General features: G+C 34.5%; 11 protein-coding genes and 1 tRNA gene. 4 read left to right on the plus strand and 8 right to left on the minus strand.

Annotation, left to right across the window (positions count from 1 at the left end):
* Position 1: 1 nt before the first annotated feature.
* The 8 genes from GZ212_RS07885 to GZ212_RS07920 form a co-directional block, all read right to left on the minus strand.
* Positions 2-3,751: a transglutaminase domain-containing protein gene (locus GZ212_RS07885; RefSeq protein ID WP_166958775.1), complete on the minus strand. Its 3,750-nt coding sequence runs from the start codon at positions 3,749-3,751 to the stop codon at positions 2-4.
* 247 nt (positions 3,752-3,998) lie between these two features.
* Entirely contained in the window at positions 3,999-4,976 is a 978-nt protein-coding gene (locus tag GZ212_RS07890) for a hypothetical protein (RefSeq protein WP_240923786.1), read from the minus strand.
* A 135-nt stretch (positions 4,977-5,111) separates the two neighbouring features.
* Positions 5,112-6,074, minus strand: coding sequence for a hypothetical protein (locus GZ212_RS07895; RefSeq protein WP_166958777.1), 963 nt, complete (start codon positions 6,072-6,074; stop codon positions 5,112-5,114).
* Between the two features lie 25 nt (positions 6,075-6,099).
* Positions 6,100-9,933 (minus strand): choice-of-anchor tandem repeat GloVer-containing protein, encoded by a 3,834-nt coding sequence (locus GZ212_RS07900; RefSeq protein WP_166958779.1) that lies wholly within the window; start codon positions 9,931-9,933, stop codon positions 6,100-6,102.
* Positions 9,934-10,025: 92 nt separating this feature from the next.
* Positions 10,026-11,222 (minus strand): ScyD/ScyE family protein, encoded by a 1,197-nt coding sequence (locus GZ212_RS07905; protein ID WP_166958781.1) that lies wholly within the window; start codon positions 11,220-11,222, stop codon positions 10,026-10,028.
* Positions 11,223-11,611: 389 nt separating this feature from the next.
* The gene (locus GZ212_RS07910) at positions 11,612-15,514 is read right to left on the minus strand and encodes a two-component regulator propeller domain-containing protein (RefSeq protein WP_166958783.1); all 3,903 of its coding nucleotides are present in this window, start codon (positions 15,512-15,514) and stop codon (positions 11,612-11,614) included.
* Between the two features lie 138 nt (positions 15,515-15,652).
* The gene (locus GZ212_RS07915) at positions 15,653-16,849 is read right to left on the minus strand and encodes a DegT/DnrJ/EryC1/StrS aminotransferase family protein (RefSeq protein ID WP_166958785.1); all 1,197 of its coding nucleotides are present in this window, start codon (positions 16,847-16,849) and stop codon (positions 15,653-15,655) included.
* Between the two features lie 97 nt (positions 16,850-16,946).
* Positions 16,947-17,576 (minus strand): NAD(P)H-dependent oxidoreductase, encoded by a 630-nt coding sequence (locus GZ212_RS07920; RefSeq protein ID WP_166959079.1) that lies wholly within the window; start codon positions 17,574-17,576, stop codon positions 16,947-16,949.
* Positions 17,577-17,826: 250 nt separating this feature from the next.
* Here GZ212_RS07920 and GZ212_RS07925 point away from each other — a divergent pair.
* The 4 genes from GZ212_RS07925 (at position 17,827) to GZ212_RS07940 (ending at position 20,563) form a co-directional block, all read left to right on the plus strand.
* Positions 17,827-17,911, plus strand: a tRNA-Ser gene (locus tag GZ212_RS07925).
* Positions 17,912-18,239: 328 nt separating this feature from the next.
* On the plus strand, positions 18,240-19,094 hold the full coding sequence (locus GZ212_RS07930) for an SDR family oxidoreductase (protein WP_166958787.1): 855 nt from the start codon (positions 18,240-18,242) through the stop codon (positions 19,092-19,094).
* 325 nt (positions 19,095-19,419) lie between these two features.
* Positions 19,420-20,004, plus strand: coding sequence for an outer membrane beta-barrel protein (locus GZ212_RS07935; protein WP_166958789.1), 585 nt, complete (start codon positions 19,420-19,422; stop codon positions 20,002-20,004).
* Between the two features lie 124 nt (positions 20,005-20,128).
* The gene (locus tag GZ212_RS07940) at positions 20,129-20,563 is read left to right on the plus strand and encodes a universal stress protein (protein ID WP_166958791.1); all 435 of its coding nucleotides are present in this window, start codon (positions 20,129-20,131) and stop codon (positions 20,561-20,563) included.
* Positions 20,564-20,596: the final 33 nt, after the last annotated feature.

The following is a 20,596-nucleotide window of genomic DNA, read 5'->3' on the forward strand; positions in this document are numbered from 1 at the left end:
TTTATTTGTAACCAATAAGCTGTTTCTCTGCTTCCAATATCTTTTTCACGTATTCTTTAAACTCAAGGTAATCGCTAGTAGAAACTACTTCTAGAGAAGGTTTTGCATAAATATAGGCCTTCAAATGATTAGCACTTATTTTCACAAAGGTTAATTTGTAAACATGGCTTTTGAAAGATAGATTGATATTTTCAGGTATTTCCTGAAAGTTCTGTCCCTCATCTAGATATATATCATAAGTTGTTTTATACTCATCAACATTCTCGTATCTAGAATATTCAATGGGATAATTCCTTTCATTTTCGTTTATTAAATCACTTGTATAAGGGTTTGAGACAATAGGCAGTTGCATAATTTTCATTGAGCCTAGAGTCTTGGGCTTACTTTTCAATGTAATCCATGATGTGTACTTCACCATCTTATTTTTATCAATTGTCTCTATACTTCCTAAACTATCCAGTGTAAAATCGCCTTCAAAGGAACCTTCAAAAAGTTCGGAAATGGACTTTTTAACCACATCATGGTTGGGCTCAACAAATATGCTCTCATAACCAGAAGCTACATGACCGCTTATTTTGGTTTCCACCTTCAATGAAGAGGAATTGTTCCCCAAATTTAAACTTAAGTGATTTTCTACAACACCTTTATTTCTTTCTAAATTGGTTAACTTAAATAATTCATATTGAGCATTTGAGTTATTGCTATCATAAGGAATTTCAAGTGCATTTGCATTATATAAAGAAGTAGGCAAAGAACCAAAAGGTAAATATTTATCGGTGAGTTCGATAAATCTTACTTTATTATTAATCTTTAAATTAACGATACAATGATTAAAATCTTGACTAGGTAATATTAATGCGTTATCACCATGATCAGATGTAAGCACTAGAATCAAATTAGAATCCAAGTTGGCCATGTGACCAAGAGCAACGAATAAGGTGGAAAAATCTTTACAATCTCCTAATTTGGTCAAAATCGTTTTGGATGGCCTTTGCGGAACAAATCCACTTTGTTTGAAACTAACATGACTGTATGTAAAATTGGAAGTGATATATTCATATATTTTCTCTGCCCTTTCCAACTCCTGAAATTGCTCAAAGCCATCAGGGAAAATTTCATTAAAGGCATCTTTCACTGTACTATTAATTTCAATTCTAGACCTCGTTAAATCAGAATACCAATTTGAAATTGTATTCCAATCTGGAATCGTGCTTAGATGAAGATTTGATGCTAAATCAATGGTATATGGCATATAATTCTCAGCTTGTGGCAAACCATCGTCATTCCATAATTCCCATTTATATAGTGTGTATTCTTTATTAGTTTCCTTTTTAAATGGCACCTCACCGTTAATCAATTTATAGTTAAATGGTATTGCATTTGGTACAATAATTTTAATCCCGCAATAGGTGGTTGGATGATAGGAATTAAATTGAAAATAATCTACATAATCTTTATAAAACCTCCCCGAACTAGAAAACGTATTTTGATAATCTACATAGACAACATCACCTATGGATAAACCGTTAAACACAAGGTTTGACCCGCTTCTTTCAGCTGGGACAATGGAACCATTTGATTTAACAATTTCAGATTTAATCAGAATATAATTTCCTGATAGACCCAAATTATATTCCTTAAAATTCTCTATCCCAGAATCTGAAGTAATTTCATAAGCAGCTAAAAAACGGTATACCCCTCCACCTTCAGGATACAATTCTATATTGCCTTCATCCAATAAAATATTATACCCATAATTATTAGTCTTTATTTTGCCTTTATTTTCGGAAATAAATGTATATGCGTCCTCTAGAACCAAACCATCCAATAAGTTTGGTTCATTTTTTAAATCCTTTATTTTCTTTCTTAAATCTTGATTATTAGGATTGTGTCTTAATGATTCTTCAAAGGCTATAATGGCTTCTTCTTTCTTTCCTAATTGTAATAAAGATTCACCTTTGTACTCTAAAAATTTAAAAGAATAAGGGTAGTTTTCAAGTCCTTTATTTATGAACTTTAACGACTCCTCATGATTTTGATATGATTGATTTTTATCAATTAAATATCTTAGGTAATAATTATCCTTTTCTAAGGCATCTATATTTTTCAAAAATACATTCAGTGCACCTTTTTTATTCCCTTGCTGCTCATAATAGGATGAAAGAGAAGAAATGGCTTTGGTATAGAAATATTCATTATTTAAATCTTCTAAAATTTTAAGAGTTGTTTTTTCGTCTTTAAAAACGGATTTATAAAATGGTGCATATGTCATTGTAAGCTTAGGATTCCCCTCGGCAATTTTAACCAACTTATCTAAATTCTTCTTCATGGCAATTTTATCACCATTTCGAGCATTTAAGTAAATATCTGCAGAAACCTCTATTAGCTTTAAATCAATAGTACTTTTTAATTTGTTAAGGAAGTCTTCCATTTCATTTAAACTCATCCTTCCCATTTTATCTGAATCCAAAAGTTTTAGAATAAGAGGAAAGTAGTAATCACTATCATCTAATTCAATATTTTCAATAATTTCAGTATAAGTGGTATTATCCTTTTCTAATAAATAGATTTTCAACAAAATTCTACGCAAAAACGAACTCTTTGGATATTCAGAATACAAGTGCAAAATAATCTCTTTCGCCTTTTTGTAATTCTCATTTCTTAAATAGGTATTAATCAGACAATATTTAAGAAATATATCATTCGGATTCTTTTTTAATTCGTTTATAAAATAGGTTTCAAAACTATTTTCTAAAGGCTTAACATTAAGTTCTTTCAAATTGCTTTTTTGGTAGGAGTTCACTTTTTGGCTAAAAGGGAATTTTACAACTTGATTATCCTTTATAAATTGAATTTGAAAGTAACTAACACTTGAACTTTCTGCATTCTTGATTAGCAATCTATTATCGCCCTCAGGAATAGTCAATTCAACTTGATAGGCATTTAATTCAGTGGTTACATCTTGTCTATTTTCCAAAACCAAAACATCATTTAACCAAATTTTAAATGCAGACCCATTACCTACTCTTAAAATAACTCTTTTGGATTCCTTGGCATTGAAAAAAGTTTGAGCATAGTGCACTCCAGAGCCATATTCAGAATGGTTGGTAAAAAATTGATAAGCCTCTCCCGTATTGAAAGAATTGTACCAATTAACTTTACCATTACTTTCTGCATTGAATAATTCTGAACTACTTGGTTTTAATTCAGGCTCATAAACTCGATCCAAACCACTTTCATTCAGGTTTTCAAATACCCCACAATATTGCCACTCTCCTATGGCCTCTATACTTTTGTTTAATTGGTAGTACGTATCCCAATTATTTTTATGTCTTTCAACCAATGATTTCAGATAAGTTAGGGCATGTCTTAGATCTATGTTATCACTTCCCTTAGCAAAGGCATTATTCACATTATCTACGATTTCGGAATTGAATCCTTTATCAAAATAATCATCAAACACAAAAGGCTCTTTCCATAAAGCGTATAGATAATAATCGTAATTAGGTTTATTTAAGAAGCTTTCAAAAAAGTCCTCATTATGGGAAAGTTTTCCACGTTCTACCCGTAAAATTTCATTGATAACAAGATCCTCTAACTGATTTAAATCCTTTTTGGAGTTAAATTCAACAAAAGCATCTTCTCTTTCATTTGATAATAATAAGTCCCAAAACTTATCAAATTTAGATTGCGAAAAAGAGGTTAAAAAAGATAAAAAAAGAGTAATTGAAAGTAAAAAGTATTTGTTCATTAGTAGATTGGAATTTAGTTATTCCAAAATAGCAATAAATTTAACTTTTAACAATTTTATATTGTTCTAAGCCTCAATACAAAAGGGATTTATTCTTGACTAAAATCTAATGGAACAGTCTAAAAAACCTGATTTTACAAAGCAAAAACACCTAAAATCTAAAACTTCGTTTGGTCTCCAACAGTGAGCAGACCAAACGAGTGGGAATGATAGGTTATGGTTTAGAGATTGTTGATTATGTTAATTACTAATTATCAAATACCACAAACTCTTTTAAGAGCCCTTTTTGCTTTGATTTAGGTACTTCTGAAATAAAGGCATATTTACCCGGCTTTAAATCAACATAGAAGTAACCCTTACTCCCTGCTGGCATATCGTTGACACCTCCTAGGAAAGTACATCCTTCAGGAACTGGCGTGATTAATCCCTTGGGATCGGACCAATCCATCCACGATTCAAGTGCTTCTATACTTGCTCCTTGATCTAGTCGAACAAGATTGATATCATGCCAAATGTAATTTTCATGAGGTTTTTGATCCTTTACAAAAACAGAAAAAATTTGTTTTCCCTTTTTTATTGGAGTTGGAAAGCTAATCCCTTCCTCACCAGAAAGTGTTATTTCTACGGTTGGTTCTGGTGGCGAATTACCACTATCTTCATCTGTGATTATAATACCCTTTGCCATTCCCATTAATGTGTGAAATTTACCATTGGGCATTTTCACATAACACTCCATAATGTAATATCCTGGGTCCAATTTTACGGTTGTTATGGCTGTATGTTTTGGCGCTATGAGCCCAGTTCCACCAGAAAAAACAATATCACCATACCATGCAGGCAACTTACCAAAAGCGGCAAATCCTTCTTCTGGTTTCCCTTCATTAATTAAATCCATCCCTTCCCCAAAAACTGGTGCAATCTCTGTAATGGCATTTTCCTCAGTTTTTCCCTCCGGGTATTTATCCAAAAGGAAAAAATGGGTTTCGTTGGACTGATTTTGATATTTAAACGTATTCCATCCTGAGGGAATGGTATCAGCACAGATAAACTCCATACTTTTAGTGATGACATTTATGACCTTTTCTGGTTCTGGCACCGTTTCCTCTACGACCAAAACTTCAGTTTCTGTAACTGGGTTCTTTTTTTCGTTTTTACAATTAAAAAGAAATAAGATTCCCACCAAGGAAATCACGATTTTTGAATAGTTAGTTTTCAAACAAGTCATATGTAATTGGTTTTAAGATATTTAAGTTAATAAATTTTTATCAAAGCAAATCAATTAGGATTCATTTATTAATGAGTGCGCTATGAAATATAATGTCTTCTCAAGAAGATTCTTTACAATTTTTGTCCATCCGTTTCAATACACTTTAAAAACTTTATACATGTTTCTCTCCAATGCCTTGGGAATCTCAGAAATCAGCACATAATTTCCCTTTTCCAATTTGGCCTTGAAATAACCTGTTTCACCGGCTTCTAAATCTTCAACACCTCCAAGGAAAGTTAGCCCTTTTGGAACAGGAGTTTTAAAAGCTTTGATATTAGAAGCATCAATCCAAGTACCCAGCGAATCCAGCAGTTTCATATCATCTAATTTTACGAGATTAATATCGTGCCCCAATAGCGTTTCATATAGTTTTTGATCCTCAAACCTTACTGCCATTTGGTACTCTCCCGCTTTTATGGAATCCATAAAAGTGATTCCTTTTTTACTTGAAAGGTGAATATCAAAATCTGATTTAGGTTCTTTATTTTCATTTGCTGTCTCAGATACTACAATTTCCTTTAACATACCATAAAATGCATGTGGCATCCCGTTTGGCATTCTAACATAACACTCCATTACATAGGTGCCTGGTTTCAAGTAAACTGTAGTTTCGGCTGAACTTCTTGGTGCTATTAAACCAACGCCCCCACCCAATTTGACATCCTGCCACCAAGATGGAATTTTTTCAAATTCCTTCATAGCCTCCTCTATTTTGTTTTCGTTTAAATAGGTGAAAGCAGCCTTAAATGGAGGCACCAATTCATTTTTATAATTGTCAATGGTTATTCCCTCGGGCATTTTCTCGAAAATAAAGAAATGTGTTTCTCCAGATTTGTTATTATATTTAAAGGTCGTCCATCCAGACTGGAGTTGCGTTGGAATCTCAAAGTCCATAATATTGGTAGTCACCTCAACGACATTTCGTTTGTTTTCAATTGAAACAACACTTGCAAGTTTCTGTTTGCTCTCCTTACTTTCATTTTTGCAACTCATGGAAAAACATAGAACTAAAAGTATCCATAGATTGACTTTATAAATTTTAATAATGGTACTCATAATTATGGTGTTTAATTGTTTTAATTTATTTTCTTTTAACGATAATTTTTTTGGTTACTTGACCTTCATTAGTAACTATTTTAAGTAGATACAGTCCATCCTCAAAATCGGTAATGTCAATCTCGTTGGTTACACCTTCTGAAAAGACCTCTCGCCCTTTTAAATCAAACAATGAGACATTTTCAATTTTATGCAGCGAAGTGATGTTCAGTATTTCTGAAGCTGGATTTGGATATACTTTCACTCCCAAATCTGTTCTGAAATTTTGAGCATTTTCTTGTTTACATCTTACATTTTCTTGTGGTGAAAAGCTCCCCGATTGATTACATGCTCCACAATCTACTTCACATACAACTGCATGAGCTATCACATATATATCTGTATCCAAATCAGAAATATCAATAGGACCAACTTCAAATTCACTTAAGTTATTTAAACTCTGTTGAACAATGGTATATTGACCAGGTGCAACGGTATAATTTTTTCCTTTTTTTGGAAAAGGTGTACAACCTACATAGACATGAGCTTCTTTCAATACAAACCCTGGATATAAATTGTAGATGACCAAAAGATTATTTACTTGATAATCGACGGTTACAGTCCCAGACAATACACCATTATCTAAATTACATCCACCAGCACCAGCATATAAATCTAAACTATAAATACCTTCTTGATCAAACTGATTGGTCCAGCCCCAATTGTTAAATCCACTATCAATAAAGCAAACATTGCTATTTCCTTTAGCATAAGCTGTTTCGCATACCAACTCATCTTCACAACCATCTGGAATTCCATCACCATCTGCATCTGCCAAATCATTATAGCCAGGGCAAATATCCTCACAATCTGGAACGGTATCGTTGTCACTATCTGGAAGTACTCCTGAACAACCACAATCCTTGTCGTAAACATCGTCAATGGTACATGGATCGCCATCATCACAAGATGTTCCTACCAGCGAATTATCACAGCCATCATCACAACCATCAGGTATTCCATCGCCATCTGCATCGGCAGTATCATTAGAACCTGGACAGATATCATTGCAATCTGCTATACCATCTCCATCGGAATCCAAATCTGCAACACCGCAACCACAGTCTCCTGGTTCTACCTTGCCTGGGTCGTTTGGACACAAGTCATTACAATCTGGTGTACCATCGCCATCAGCATCTGTATCAGGAACTCCACAACCACAATCACCTGGTGCTATTTTATCCGGATCATTTGGACAGAGGTCATTACAATCTGGTGTACCATCACCATCTGTATCAACAAGATCATTACATGGATCACAACCATCTGGAATACCATCAGCATCAACATCTGCTAAATCATCAAAGTCTGGGCAAACATCCTCACAGTCAGGTACCGTATCGTTGTCACTATCTGGCAATGTACCTTCACAGCCACAGTCTGTGGTATACACATCGTCTATGGTGCAAGGATTTCCATCGTCACATGAGATGCCCACCAACGTGCTATCACAATCGTCTTTGCAGTCCGGTATACCGTCGCCATCGGTATCTAAAAGCACTTCAGATATACTACTGAAAGGTGCACTACCATTTTCTCCTGTAAACTGATTCACAATTGTTGCATTTGGATTATCAATATTTAAATCAAACTCAAAAAGTGCTCCATTACCATAAGTTCCTGTTGAAAAATTCAATTCAAAAGATGACACATATACTTTATCCTCAACTATACTGCCTACTCCTGTTGGAAAAAGCCCTGAAAAGCTATGAACTAGTGCAAATGAATCTGTATTTAAATCAAATTGATATAGAGTTCCAAAATTATTAGTACCACCTCTAATGGTAGATCCATATAACTGTTCTTCTTTAATTATTATTTCTCCTGAAGGAGATCTTGAACTTGAACCTCCTGTAAAATCATAACGATCTATATATGTGTCCGTATTAATATCATATTCATAAATAATTCCAGCACCAAATGATCCTCCTGAAGAAGTTGTACCATATAGATTTCCATTTGAACCCAAAACTAATCCAGTTGGCTCATAACCTTCATTAGAGTTTAAATCAAAATCTTTAATAATAGAATACGAATTAGTAGTTAAATTATATTGATATAATACACCTCCTGGAAATTGACCATGTTGAGTAGTCACCCCGTATATACTATTATTATACTCTGCTAAAAAAGTTGGCATATTTCCATTTGTATAATCAAACTGTACCAATTTTGTAAAAACACTTGTTTCTATATTGTACTGGTACAAAACACCTCTATCTCCTTCACCACCGCCTTCTGTTGTGCCATATAAGTTACCGTTAGAAGCTTGTATTAGATGAATTGGGCGGCTTCCGTGCTCGAAATATTGAAAATCCAGTAATTTAGTTGTAGTATTAGTTTCTGCATCATATTCAAAAAGGATTCCGTTATTATAATTTCCACCTCGCGTAGTTGTACCATAAGTCTTACAATTAGATGCCTGTACCAATTTACCTTTAGGGAGTCCACCATTAGGATCAGGTTTACCTATATACAACTTACAATTAAACGTTTGATCATCTACATCATATTCAAATAAGGTTCCAAAACCATCTCCGCCCCAAGATGTTGCTGAATCTGTAGTTAACCCATATAAATTTCCATTAGAAGAATGAACAAGTGTACCAAAACCATGATGTCCATTGATTACGGATTTAAAAGTTTCGATTACTGAATAAGAGAAATTACTCAATTCAAGTTCGAAAAGAGTTCCATTAGGGTTTATTAATGAATCATCTACGCCACCGTTCCATGTTAAACCATATAATTTAGTCCCTACTTGAACTAAATCTCCACTCGGATTAGTACCTGCTATACTATAAAAATCAAACCGTTTTGTATAAACATTGGTCACTGGATCAAACTCAAAAATTACACCATCATTATGAGTGCCGCCAAGTCTTGTTGTGGCATATAATTTACCATTTGATGCTTCCATAAAGCTTCCTTCTGGGTTTGCTCCTAATTCATCATCGTTGAATTCAATACCACTGTCAAAGTCAAAAAGTTTAGTGAATTCGTATGTGTCAATATTAAATTGAAAAATAACACCATTATTTACAGATCCTCCGTTATCGGTCATACCATACAACAACCCATTGCTAGCTTCAAACAAACTACCTTCTGGGGAATTTCCATCTATGTAAACATCTTCACTATTTCTAACAAAATCATATACTTTTATAATTGTCTCAGTTTCTATTGTGTATTCAAAGATTACACCCCCAGAACCTCCAATTGCATCACTTCCACCTGTTTGGGTCATTCCATATAACTTACCATTAGAAGCTTGAATCAAATTTCCTCTTGGAACGCCTCCAAAATTATTTGGATCGTTAACATCCATAAAATCAATTAGTTTTGTGATGGTATTCGTTTCCGGCACATATTCATAAATTGTTCCCCATCCATTTAGACCACCATTAGCACACATACCATACAATTTACCGTTATTTGCTTTTATCATACCTCCAATTGGTATTCCGCCAATATTTTGAAAGTCAAAATCAATTTTTTTGTTATAGGTATTTATATCCGGGTCATATTCAAAAATAGTTCCTCTATTATCAATTCCTCCAAAAGCCGTTAGGCCGTAGAGCTTTCCATTATTGGCTTCACAAAGATTTTTTGTTGTAGGAAAAGCACCATTATTTATTCTAAACTCTTTGAGAACTTGAGATGACCCTCCGGGTAAAGTTTGATAAATTACTCCGGCATCATCAATCCCTCCCTTTTCTGTAAGGCCAATCAGCTGCCCTTGTTGAGGGAATAGTGATATCGGGCACAAGTTTAATAGAAACAATAAAGCTTGGATTATTATTAATAATTTTGATTTCATAATTTTGAGATTTTAATTGATTAATAGCGTTTAAAATCATTATTGGTTATTTTCAAGAAATATCATACTACCAGATACTTCTCCTTATAACTTTAGTAAACCATTCTCACAGTCGGGTTGTTACCAGTAGCAAACGAGGTGCTGTTGTTTTCAAGAAGCCACAAATGACCTTTATTATCAAAAGTTACTGCACTTGGGTATTCTAAACCAGAAGCCACTACCCTATCTAAATTTCCGTCTAAATCATATGCTTTTATAGAACCTCCAACGGTTAAATTGGGGATGTATAAGGATAACCAACTGGTTTGGTCAAACTCAACCACATAAAGAAGATTGTCTGGACCTATCTCGATGTCGATTATAGAGGTTAGACCACTAATTATAGCCTCACAATCTTCTGAATCTTCAGAACATACTACATGGTTGGCTCCAGGTTGTATTTTCCAAATTCTAGAACGACCAATGGGTAAACCATCTGTATCGGCGAGAGCGCCCGTTAATTCCCCAACAAATACAGAACCATCATTTGCTACAGCTACTGAAGTTGGCACTGGTTGCACATAACAAGGAATATCTTCTTCAGCTCCCGTCTGCCAGCGAATCAAGTAATCACCATTTTCATCCAATGGAGGGGTCAAAATGGCTTTCCAATCAATTTCACCTGTTGATTTGGCCGATAAAACTGTATTTCCTGCGGCATCGGCGATAAGAAACTCATTTCCCGAAACAGCGGCCACCTTATAGGGATTATTTTGAGGACCCGCACTGTACCCGTCTATGGCTTCACATAATTGATCTTTCCATTGTGTTCCATAATTGGCATCTGGATCGTTCTCATATTCAAACGCTGCAAGATCCGCCACCATGGTTCCACCAGAAGGTGTCACCTTATATAGTTCTCCATTTTGGGCCAGATCTGACCCCCCTGTTGAAACATAGATATTCCCACTTCCAATAGAGGCTATTCCTTGTATATCTGTGGCTGCATCAAGAGTGGTCATCGTTTGGACGCTCCCATTTTTTATTAGGTCGACACGTTTGGACGCCCCATTATTGACTCCAACAAGAATGCCTCCATCCGGCGTGCTTGCAATATCAAACACAGATCCTTCAAATTCATATACCATTTGGTCATTAGTTTGCTTGAAGCTTTTGTTAGACATATTGTTATCATCTGACTGTATAAACTCTGAGGGTTCTTCACAACTTACTGCTAGCATGAGTAAAATTATGAGCATACCAATTGATGATTGACTTTTTTTGTTTCCTGTGAAAAATTGCGTTTTCATAAGTTATAGATTTTGATTAATAGCTTTTATTAGTATTTGTATATAACCTCCTAATTTCCTTTGCAAATAGTCAAGAGATTTTAATTACATAGGTAGTACATCTCTAAACTTGCATTCAGGATTTCGTAATTCTTATTGATTTAATAGCTTTCTTATTTTGCATGATATTAATAGTGTATTCACCAGTTTTTAAATGGTCGATATGAATAAAGATGTTCTTATCATCTTTTATTAATTTGTCTTTTTTAAACATGCTATTAAATAATTTCTCAGTAAGGAATTTTGAGAATATGGGTTGTCTACTTGTGTAAAGCTAGATTGATAAAAAAAGAAGAGGTATCACTCCTGTAACAAAGTATACCACTTATGTAACAAGTACTAAAAACTCTTTATTTATTGATGGTTTGAAGGTATTCTTTTGGTGTAGAATGGTATACTTCCTTAAAGCATTTAATAAAATAGGAAGGTGTATTAAAACCTGTTTTATAGGCTATTTCTGAAACAGTATCATCTGATTTTTCTAATAATGATACAGCCATTTTTAAACGTTCGTTGCGAATAAATTCTGATGTAGAAAGCCCAAAAAGGGCCTTTAATTTTCTATGTAATTGCATACGGCTCATTCGCATCTCTTGACTCAAGGTTTCCACCGTAAAATCAGATTGGGTCAAATTTTCTTTAATCGCCTCTTTAAGATTCGTAAAAAATTGCTCCTCTGTATTGGACACTTCCATTTCATAAAAATTCAACACATTGCTCTTTCCATAATATTCATGAAGCTTCTTACGTGTCTCTAGAAGTTTTTCAACTCTTATTTTGAGCTTTTCACTATTGAATGGTTTAGTTAAATAAGCATCAGCCCCTGTTCGTAAGCCTTCTATTTCGTTATGATCCCCTGATTTGGCCGTCAGTATAACGATAGGTATGTGACTGGTCTTAATGTCTTCCTTCAAGGTATTGCAAAGTTTGATGCCATCTACTTTTGGCATCATGACATCGCTTATAATGATGTCAGGCACATGCTTTATCGCCTTATCTATCCCTTCTTCCCCATTGGAAGCCTCTATTATTTTATAATGATCCTTCAATATGGATTTGACAAAGGTCCTTATATCGTCATCGTCCTCAACTATGAGTAATAAAGGTTTGACTGTTTTACCATTCAATGAAGCCTTGGAATCCTGTCTATTTTCTGAGTCTTCCTCTAGATCTGAAATGTTTAATGTAGGTTGTATTTCTGAATGATTATAATAACTTTTCTCAATTGGAAGACTAACCACAAACTGAATATCATTGTCATTCATGGAATGAGCGACGATTGTTCCATGTGACAAAACCGTAAGCTCTTTGACTAAGGACAAACCTATACCCACTCCTTCACTATGTGTATTGTTTTGATAATACCGTTGAAAAAGCTTAGGTAGTTCTTCATCCTTTAAACTATTGCCATTGTTAACAACTGTTACGGTTAAAAATCCATCATTTAAAGTAGCATCAAATTTAATATAACCTCCATCGGGTGTATACTTTACAGCATTACCCAATAAATTAGATACTATTTTTTCAACAACATCCCTATCAAACCATGCTTCATTCACATCGTCTATTTGATACGTAAATTCCAGATTCTTATCTTTCGCTTTAAACTCAAACCCAGTGACTATTTGCTTTAATAAAACAGACAAATTTCCTTGTACAACATTCAATTTTAAATTTCCCGTTTCTAACTTTGATAAATCTAGTAATTGATTAACCAAATTCAGTAAGCGCTTAGAGCTTCTCTTAATTAGATTTAATTCTTGTTTATCAGTTTCTGAAATATTGGGTTTACACAATTGGTTATCTACTGGTCCTGATATGAGTGTTAACGGGGTACGAAACTCATGAGAAATGTTATCGTATAACTTGGTTTTATATTCATCTAGTTTTTTTAATCTATCTGTCTCTCGGGTTTCCAACTCCAATTTCATTTTCATCTGCCACCTCCAATTTAAATACTTGTAAACGGCATAAATGATAAGTAACCCCAGCAAAACATAAATAAATTTTGCCAAACTACTAAGATACCATGGGTTTAATATCGTAAAGGAATAAGTAGCAGGTATTGTGTTCCAAAGACCATCATAATTACTGGAAATCACTTCAAACCTATAGTCATTTGGTGGCAAATTGACGTATCGGGCCAAATTATTATTGCCAGACTCCATCCATTCCTCATCATGATTAATCAATCGGTATTTAAAATTATTCCCTTTAGGTTTAGAAAAGTTTAAACTCTCAAATCTAATTGAAATGGTATTACTATCACTGGAAAAAGTATGGTCCTTTGAAAAATCAATTTCATTGTTAACAACTGTTATATCAGATATTATGGTTTTTGGAACGTTTGGGTTTTTGGTAATATTTTCTGGTTTAAACCAATTGACTCCTGCCAAACCTCCAAAATACATGACTCCTTGTTTGTCTTTATAATAAGCATTCGTATTAAATTCCAATGATTGTAAGCCATCATTAGTATTAAAGTTTTCAATTAAAAAATCATTACTTCCCTGATATCTAAACTTTACCAAGCCCCTATTGGTACTCATCCAAAGATTATTGGACTCATCAAATAAAACACCATAAATACAATTATCTGGAAAACCTTGATCAACCGAAAACACCTCCTTCTCTCTAGATTGAATATCATACCTAATTAGGCCATTTCCATTGGTACCAACCCACAAAATATTTTCATTAGTTGGGTCAAAAGCAATGCTTTTTATTTTTTTTGATTCTTTAAGGATTTGTTCCGCTTCTCCAGACTTTATATCGACTTTAAAAACTCCATCTGTATAGGTTGAAATCCATAGGGTTTTGTTGGAATCTTCAATAATACACGATACAGAATTAATTGAATTTAAAGTGGAGTCATCATTTGTATAATGGTATTTTTCAATGATACCATACTTCCTATCAAATTTAATCAAGCCATAATCACATGCCAGCCACATTTGTCCGTTTGAATCCCTAAAAATCTTGTTGATGTAATTAATATCCAAAGGCGTCTTTGAGGATGCATTGAAAACTTCATAACCTCCTTGATCATTAATAATGGTTAGACCTCCTTTTTTTCCTAATACAGTTCCATGTCCCACCCATAAATCACCATTTTCATAATACATGGCGTTTATGGCTGATGTGAGCAATGGTGAGTTTCTATCTGTTAGGGTTTTGAATTCATCTCTAACTTTGTTGTAAATTGTTAAACCATTAGTGGTACCAAAAAACACATTCTGTTCATTATCAGTTGCAATAGAGAGTACAACCTCAACATTCACGTCCTCTGGCACTTGACTAGATGTTAACACATTAAACTTAGAAAGGTATTCATCATAATATGCCAAACCCGAAACATTGGTTCCTAACCAAATAACACCATTGGAATCTTCATATAAAGTAAAAATCTCATTATCACTTAAGGCATATAAATTGCCTTTTTGAAACTTAAGTTTTTCAATTGTATTGGTACGAAGATCAAGGAGTAAAATACCTTGCTTAAGAGTACATATCCATAGTCTTTGATATTTGTCTTCGTGAAGGGAAAGAATATAAAGATTTTCTGGAAGTTTGGGATTGATTGTATTTGCAGATTGAAAATCAAAATCAGATTTTGATTTGTAATACAGACCATCTCCCAAAGTTCCCAACCATACGACACCATCTTGAGATTTTTCTAATACATGATTTCTAGATGAGTTCTTATTATGGATAATCTCATATGTATTTGATTTTAAACTGTACCTATAAATATCATTGAACGTCGTCAAATATAAATGTTCCGCTTCTTCCAGAAAATGATGTACAAATAGATCCTTTTTGGGAGGGTTAAATAGAACCGTGGTATCCTTATTCTTAGCACCAATAGTTATTACCTGACCATTATACATGCTGAAATACATATTGGAATAAGAGTCTTGAAAAATATTGACTACGGAATCATTAGGAAAAACTCTAAAAAAGGAATCTGTTTCCTTTTGATATTTCTCTAATTTACAGCCAGAAGATATAATCCATAAATTGTCCTGCCTGTCAACAAAAGTCCTTCCTAAAACCTTTCCTCTGCCCTTGGCCGTTGCATCAAACTGTTTATTGTAATGCTTAAAATTGTTGCCATCATACCTATCCAGTCCACTGCGAGTAGCAATCCAAAGATACCCCGTACTATCTTGTGCAATACCAATCACACTATTTTGTGACAAGCCATCTTCATTATTTAAATATCTAAATGTTACTTGCTTGAGATTGGTCAAATCAGGTTTTATTTCCTGAGCTTGTAATACACACAAACCAGAAAACACCCAACATATAAAAACCGATATAAAGATGTAACTTCTAATAATTCAGCATTTTAGTAAAAATACTAAACTAATTAGAATCAAGAAATTATCTTAGGTAAGAAGCTCAGAAATAACCATAACCATTTTTTCTGCTCTATTTTTCACCTCTTCCTCTGTCCATGACAATTTGATTAAACAAGAAATATTGCGTCCGATAAAGTGATCAGATTGGTCAAAGTTGGCATCATGCAGATACTTTAGACCTTCCCCCACATCTTGAGGAATCGGATAAAGAGTCTTCAATTCTTTAAGGTGTTCCCATTTCCTTATGTAATGCCAATTGTTATCATAATAATGAAAACAGCCATCAACCCCTTGGTCTTTAAATCCTTCCATAGTTTTTCTAGCTGCATCCAATGTGGGCATAAAGAAATTCAAAAAGGCATAGCTCTCTTCTCCCCCTTCAGGAACCGCTCTAAACTCAATCCCTTTCACTTGGCTTATAGCTTCACGAATAATCGTATAGTGTTTTTTCTGAGTTTCAATAAAACTGGGAAGTCTTTTCATTTGAGCTAGACCAACAGCTGCATTCAATTCGGAAATACGGAAATTATAACCCAAAAATGGATGTCCTTCGGCCCCTCTGTCCATGCCTAAATGATCATGACCGTGGTCACTAAAATGGTCTGCGTTTTGGTAAAACTCAGAATTATTGGTAACCACAGCTCCACCTTCACCACAGGTTACGGTTTTGACAAAATCAAAAGAAAAGCAACCTACATCTCCAATAGTTCCCAGAGCTTTTCCTTGATAGGTGGCACCAATAGCCTGACAAGCATCTTCTATGAGTTTTAAATGGTATTTAGCACATAACGCTTTAAAAGCCGATAAATCTGCCATACTTCCACACATATGAACTGGCATAATAGCCTTGGTTTTTGGAGAAATGGCTTTCTCAACCGCTAACGGATCAAGCGTTAAAGTATTATCGACATCTACCAATTTAGGAATAGCTCCAACCATCATGACAGCCTCAAAACTGGCTACAAAAGTAAAGGTGGGCATAATGACCTCATCACCTGCCCCTATACCCGCAACAGCCAATGCCATTGAAACTGCCGCTGTACCACTAGATACCACTTGAGCGTGTTTGACTTGTAATTGGTTTTGAATTTCCTGCTCTAATTCTCTGGCTTTCCAACGCCCCTGACGCATTCCATCAAACCCGTAACGCATTAATACTCCGGTCTCTAAAACTTCGTGAACTTCCTTTCGTTCTATATCTCCAAACAATTCAAATCCAGGCATGGTAAATTTTTAAAAATAAGATTTCAAAACTACAATTTATAAGGCACAAAAAAGAGTGTAAAATAGATTAATGCCGATGCTTTATCGACTTGTCTTTTTACCAAATAACTACAGAATCTTCAAGATTCTTTCTAACTTTTTTAAAGGAGGCAAACATATCATCATCTGCGCGGAAACCAATGGGCATAACCAATACCGATCTTAACCCTTTGGGAGTTAAACCTAATAGTTCATCATACTTATTTGCTTCAAACCCCTCCATAGGGCAGGCATCAATACCTTCCATAGCACAGACGGTCATTAAATTTCCCATGGCTAGATATGCTTGATGAGTGGCCCAAACCTCTATTTGATCTTGAGACTTGTTTTCAAAATCTTCAATTAGGAAATTCTTAAAAGGTTTTAAAACCGTTTTTGGAGTATTTCGGATGTTATGAACCCTATCAAAGTATTCAGTTACAAACTCTTTATCTATCGATGTCTGTACACAAAACACTAACACATGAGATGCTTGCTCCACTTGTTTTTGTCCCATGCTAGCAGCAACCAATTGTTTTTGTTTCTCTTTATTTTGAACAACCACTAATTTAATAGGTTGCAAACCATAGGAAGTCGCAGTCAAATTAAATGCTTGTAACAATGTGGATAGTTGTTCTTCCGTCAAAAACTTTTCACTATTAAAGGCCTTTGTGGCATAACGCCATTGTAATTGTTCTATTATTCCCAACTTCATTTAATTTAGGTTGCAAAGATAGCGATTTGAACGTGTGCCCTTTTAAGTTCCAAATAAATCTTATTAAATATGCAAAAGGCAAACGAATACCTCCTGACCATAGAAGGAACTTTTGAATTTTAAAAATTACGACAAACAAAACCTTGTGAATCATTATTTTAGAATCCTTTAATTTAAAACCAAAACTTTTCTTAAAAAAAATTATTTTCTTTTCAAGAATAGTTCTTATATTTGCAACCGCTTAGGAGAAATGGCAGAGTGGTCGAATGCGGCAGTCTTGAAAACTGTTGAGGGTCACACCTCCGGGGGTTCGAATCCCTCTTTCTCCGCAAAAACCCTTGAAAGTTACTTAACTTCAAGGGTTTTCTTTTTTATTGCCTACAGCATTCAACTCTTTTTGTTTTTAAGATCGATGAATTAACCTTTGTCTCTTCCTATTCAATTAAAAAATCATTTCTATCTATTTTTCTGCTAATTCTCCATTACTAATTCTATATTTAGTAACTTAGTAACTAAGCAACTGCCGCAAATAGAAAAATAAAGGAAATCAAATAGCCTCACCTTGGTATCAAAAAACCAATAGATTTTCTATTCTAGCCCCAATTCCTTAACACCTCCCTTATCGCCTTTTAACCCGCTTGACAAAAATAATATTTTATGAAAACTGTACTCATCACAGGAACAAGCAAAGGTATCGGACTTGAAACTGCCTTAAAATTTGGGCGTGCTGGTTACCAAGTAATTGCTACAATGCGCCGCCCCGAAGCCGCTGTAGAATTAAAACAGAGCATTAAAAAAGAATCTTTAGACATTACAATTTGTGAGATGGATGTTGATTCTAATACTTCTGTTAAACAATGTATGGACAACATCAATCAAGACGGTGTTTTTATAGATGTGCTTGTCAACAATGCTGGAATTGAACGTCATGGTTCCATTGAAGAAATGTCTATAGATGATTTCCAAGCCATTATGAACACCAACTATTTGGGAGTCCTACGATGTACTAAGGCCTTGTTGCCACAAATGCGAAAAAACAAATCAGGTTGTATCATCAATATTGCCTCTGTTTCAGGGCACATTGCAAATAGTCCCTTGGGTGGGTATGCCGCAAGTAAACATGCACTTGAAGCCATTAGTGAAGCTTTGGCGCAGGAATTAAAACCATTCAATGTTAAGGTAGCCATTGTGGAACCTGGGATTATCAAAACCCAAATGGCTATGGATATATCCACCAACCAAGAATCCATTTATCCGCATTCAAAACGACTTGCTGGTCTTTTTAAAGCTTCCTTAGAAACCCCTACACCACCCTCACTGGTAGCTGATAAGATATTTGAAGTTGCTGAGAGCAACGATTGGAAATTAAGACATCCCGTTGGTCCCGATGCCGAACCCTTTATTGCCTGGAGAAAAACAAAATCTGATGAAGAATGGGTGGATTGGAATGCCACAAACGACGACGAATGGTACCAAGCCGTTGAGCAGGAATTTGGGCTGAATGCTAGATAGACAATGGCATGAAACAAAAAGTATGTTGAGTTCTTGTTAATATTGTTGTACTACCTTCATAGGATTTTAACACTACCCACCAAAGGCAAAGGCCAGAGCCATAAACAGGACCATCACTTTTAATCAAATTATGGCTATGATTAGTTATGGCCATAATTCCTCAATTGAAGTACAATCAAGATTATTCCGTTATTCTATAATTCCTTCATACCATAAATGATCTAAAAGCTTCCTTCAGCACTTCACTTGAATACCACATAACTATTTTTAAAAAGGAATGGTTCTTGATACCTGTCTTTTCGTTATTTAAACCAAAACATTTACTATGAACAAATTTCTTTTCCTAACCCTCTGTTTAACCTTAGTGTATTATAATTCCTATAGTCAATCCCAACAAAACGACATCAAACTCACCGTTTCTGCTTTACCCCTATATGGGTCTTCAGATGGTTTTGAATCAGGCATCAATGGAATGGTGCTTAAACCTTCAGTCGGGTATTTTATTTCAGATAAAACTTCTATTGACATCAATTTTTCCTACGCCACTTTAAACGATTTAACAATCGCCGGTGTTGATTCCTATTATAACTCGTTTGCTTTTATTCCAACTTTAAGAAACAACTTCATCAACAAAGAAAAATGGCGATTGTTTGCTGAATTAGGTTTTGGTTTGGGAACCATTAAATATGATGCAGATCAAAGTTCGTCACGTACCAATAAGCATCAAGATCTAAGTGGTGGTATTTCTATTTTAAATATAGGGATAGGAACAAACTACTTCCTGAATGATAAATTTGGATTCGAGTTTATCATACCCTACATAAGCACTAGAAACATCACATCAAAGAATACTAATAACCTTTATTCAGGCATTGGACCCACTATCGGATTTTCCTATGTTTTGAACTAAGCTCAGTCAAACAAGTAATCATTTAAAACTTGATTAGAAACAAACTATTAGACCACATTAAACCAGCTCGAAAAGCTAATTTTACAGCGTTTTTCACTAAATTTAAGTTTTAAACCCTTACGTAATGAAAAACATAGTTGTTGCCATCGATTTTAAAGACAATGAACAGCTTGTGTTAGACAAGGCCTATAGCTTTTCTAAAGCTTTTAATTCAAAATTATGGCTTGTTCATATTGCAGCACCAGATCCAGATTTTGTTGGATATGAAGTGGGCCCAGATTACATACGGGAAACCCGAGCCGAGGAATTAAGGGATGAACACAAAAAAATTCAAGAATATGCTGGGGAACTTGTAAATAAGGGAATCGAAGCGGAAGCTCTGTTGATTCAAGGTGAAACCGTTAAAACATTGCTTGAAAAAGCTGAAGATTTGAATTCCGAACTAATTATAGTAGGTCATCACAATCACAATATTTTCTACCAAGCATTCATAGGTAGTGTGTCTTCTGAAGTTTTAAATGAGTCCAAAATACCTATTTTGGTTATTCCTTATAAATAAAAAAAATCGGCTGTTTCTAAAACAGCCGATTTT

The sequence above is a fragment of the Mangrovimonas sp. CR14 genome, assembly GCF_011764015.1.
In the GTDB taxonomy this organism is placed as follows: Bacteria; Bacteroidota; Bacteroidia; order Flavobacteriales; family Flavobacteriaceae; genus Mangrovimonas; species Mangrovimonas futianensis.

What these genes read in the sequence shown, in the direction of transcription:
- GZ212_RS07905 (WP_166958781.1), bottom strand. Translation starts at nt 11,222, where the DNA reads ATGAAAACGCAATTTTTCACAGGAAACAAAAAAAGTCAATCATCAATT.
- GZ212_RS07915 (WP_166958785.1), bottom strand. Translation starts at nt 16,849, where the DNA reads ATGCCTGGATTTGAATTGTTTGGAGATATAGAACGAAAGGAAGTTCAC.
- GZ212_RS07935 (WP_166958789.1), top strand. Translation starts at nt 19,420, where the DNA reads ATGAACAAATTTCTTTTCCTAACCCTCTGTTTAACCTTAGTGTATTAT.
- GZ212_RS07885 (WP_166958775.1), bottom strand. Translation starts at nt 3,751, where the DNA reads ATGAACAAATACTTTTTACTTTCAATTACTCTTTTTTTATCTTTTTTA.
- GZ212_RS07895 (WP_166958777.1), bottom strand. Translation starts at nt 6,074, where the DNA reads ATGAGTACCATTATTAAAATTTATAAAGTCAATCTATGGATACTTTTA.
- GZ212_RS07940 (WP_166958791.1), top strand. Translation starts at nt 20,129, where the DNA reads ATGAAAAACATAGTTGTTGCCATCGATTTTAAAGACAATGAACAGCTT.
- GZ212_RS07900 (WP_166958779.1), bottom strand. Translation starts at nt 9,933, where the DNA reads ATGAAATCAAAATTATTAATAATAATCCAAGCTTTATTGTTTCTATTA.
- GZ212_RS07890 (WP_240923786.1), bottom strand. Translation starts at nt 4,976, where the DNA reads ATGACTTGTTTGAAAACTAACTATTCAAAAATCGTGATTTCCTTGGTG.
- GZ212_RS07930 (WP_166958787.1), top strand. Translation starts at nt 18,240, where the DNA reads ATGAAAACTGTACTCATCACAGGAACAAGCAAAGGTATCGGACTTGAA.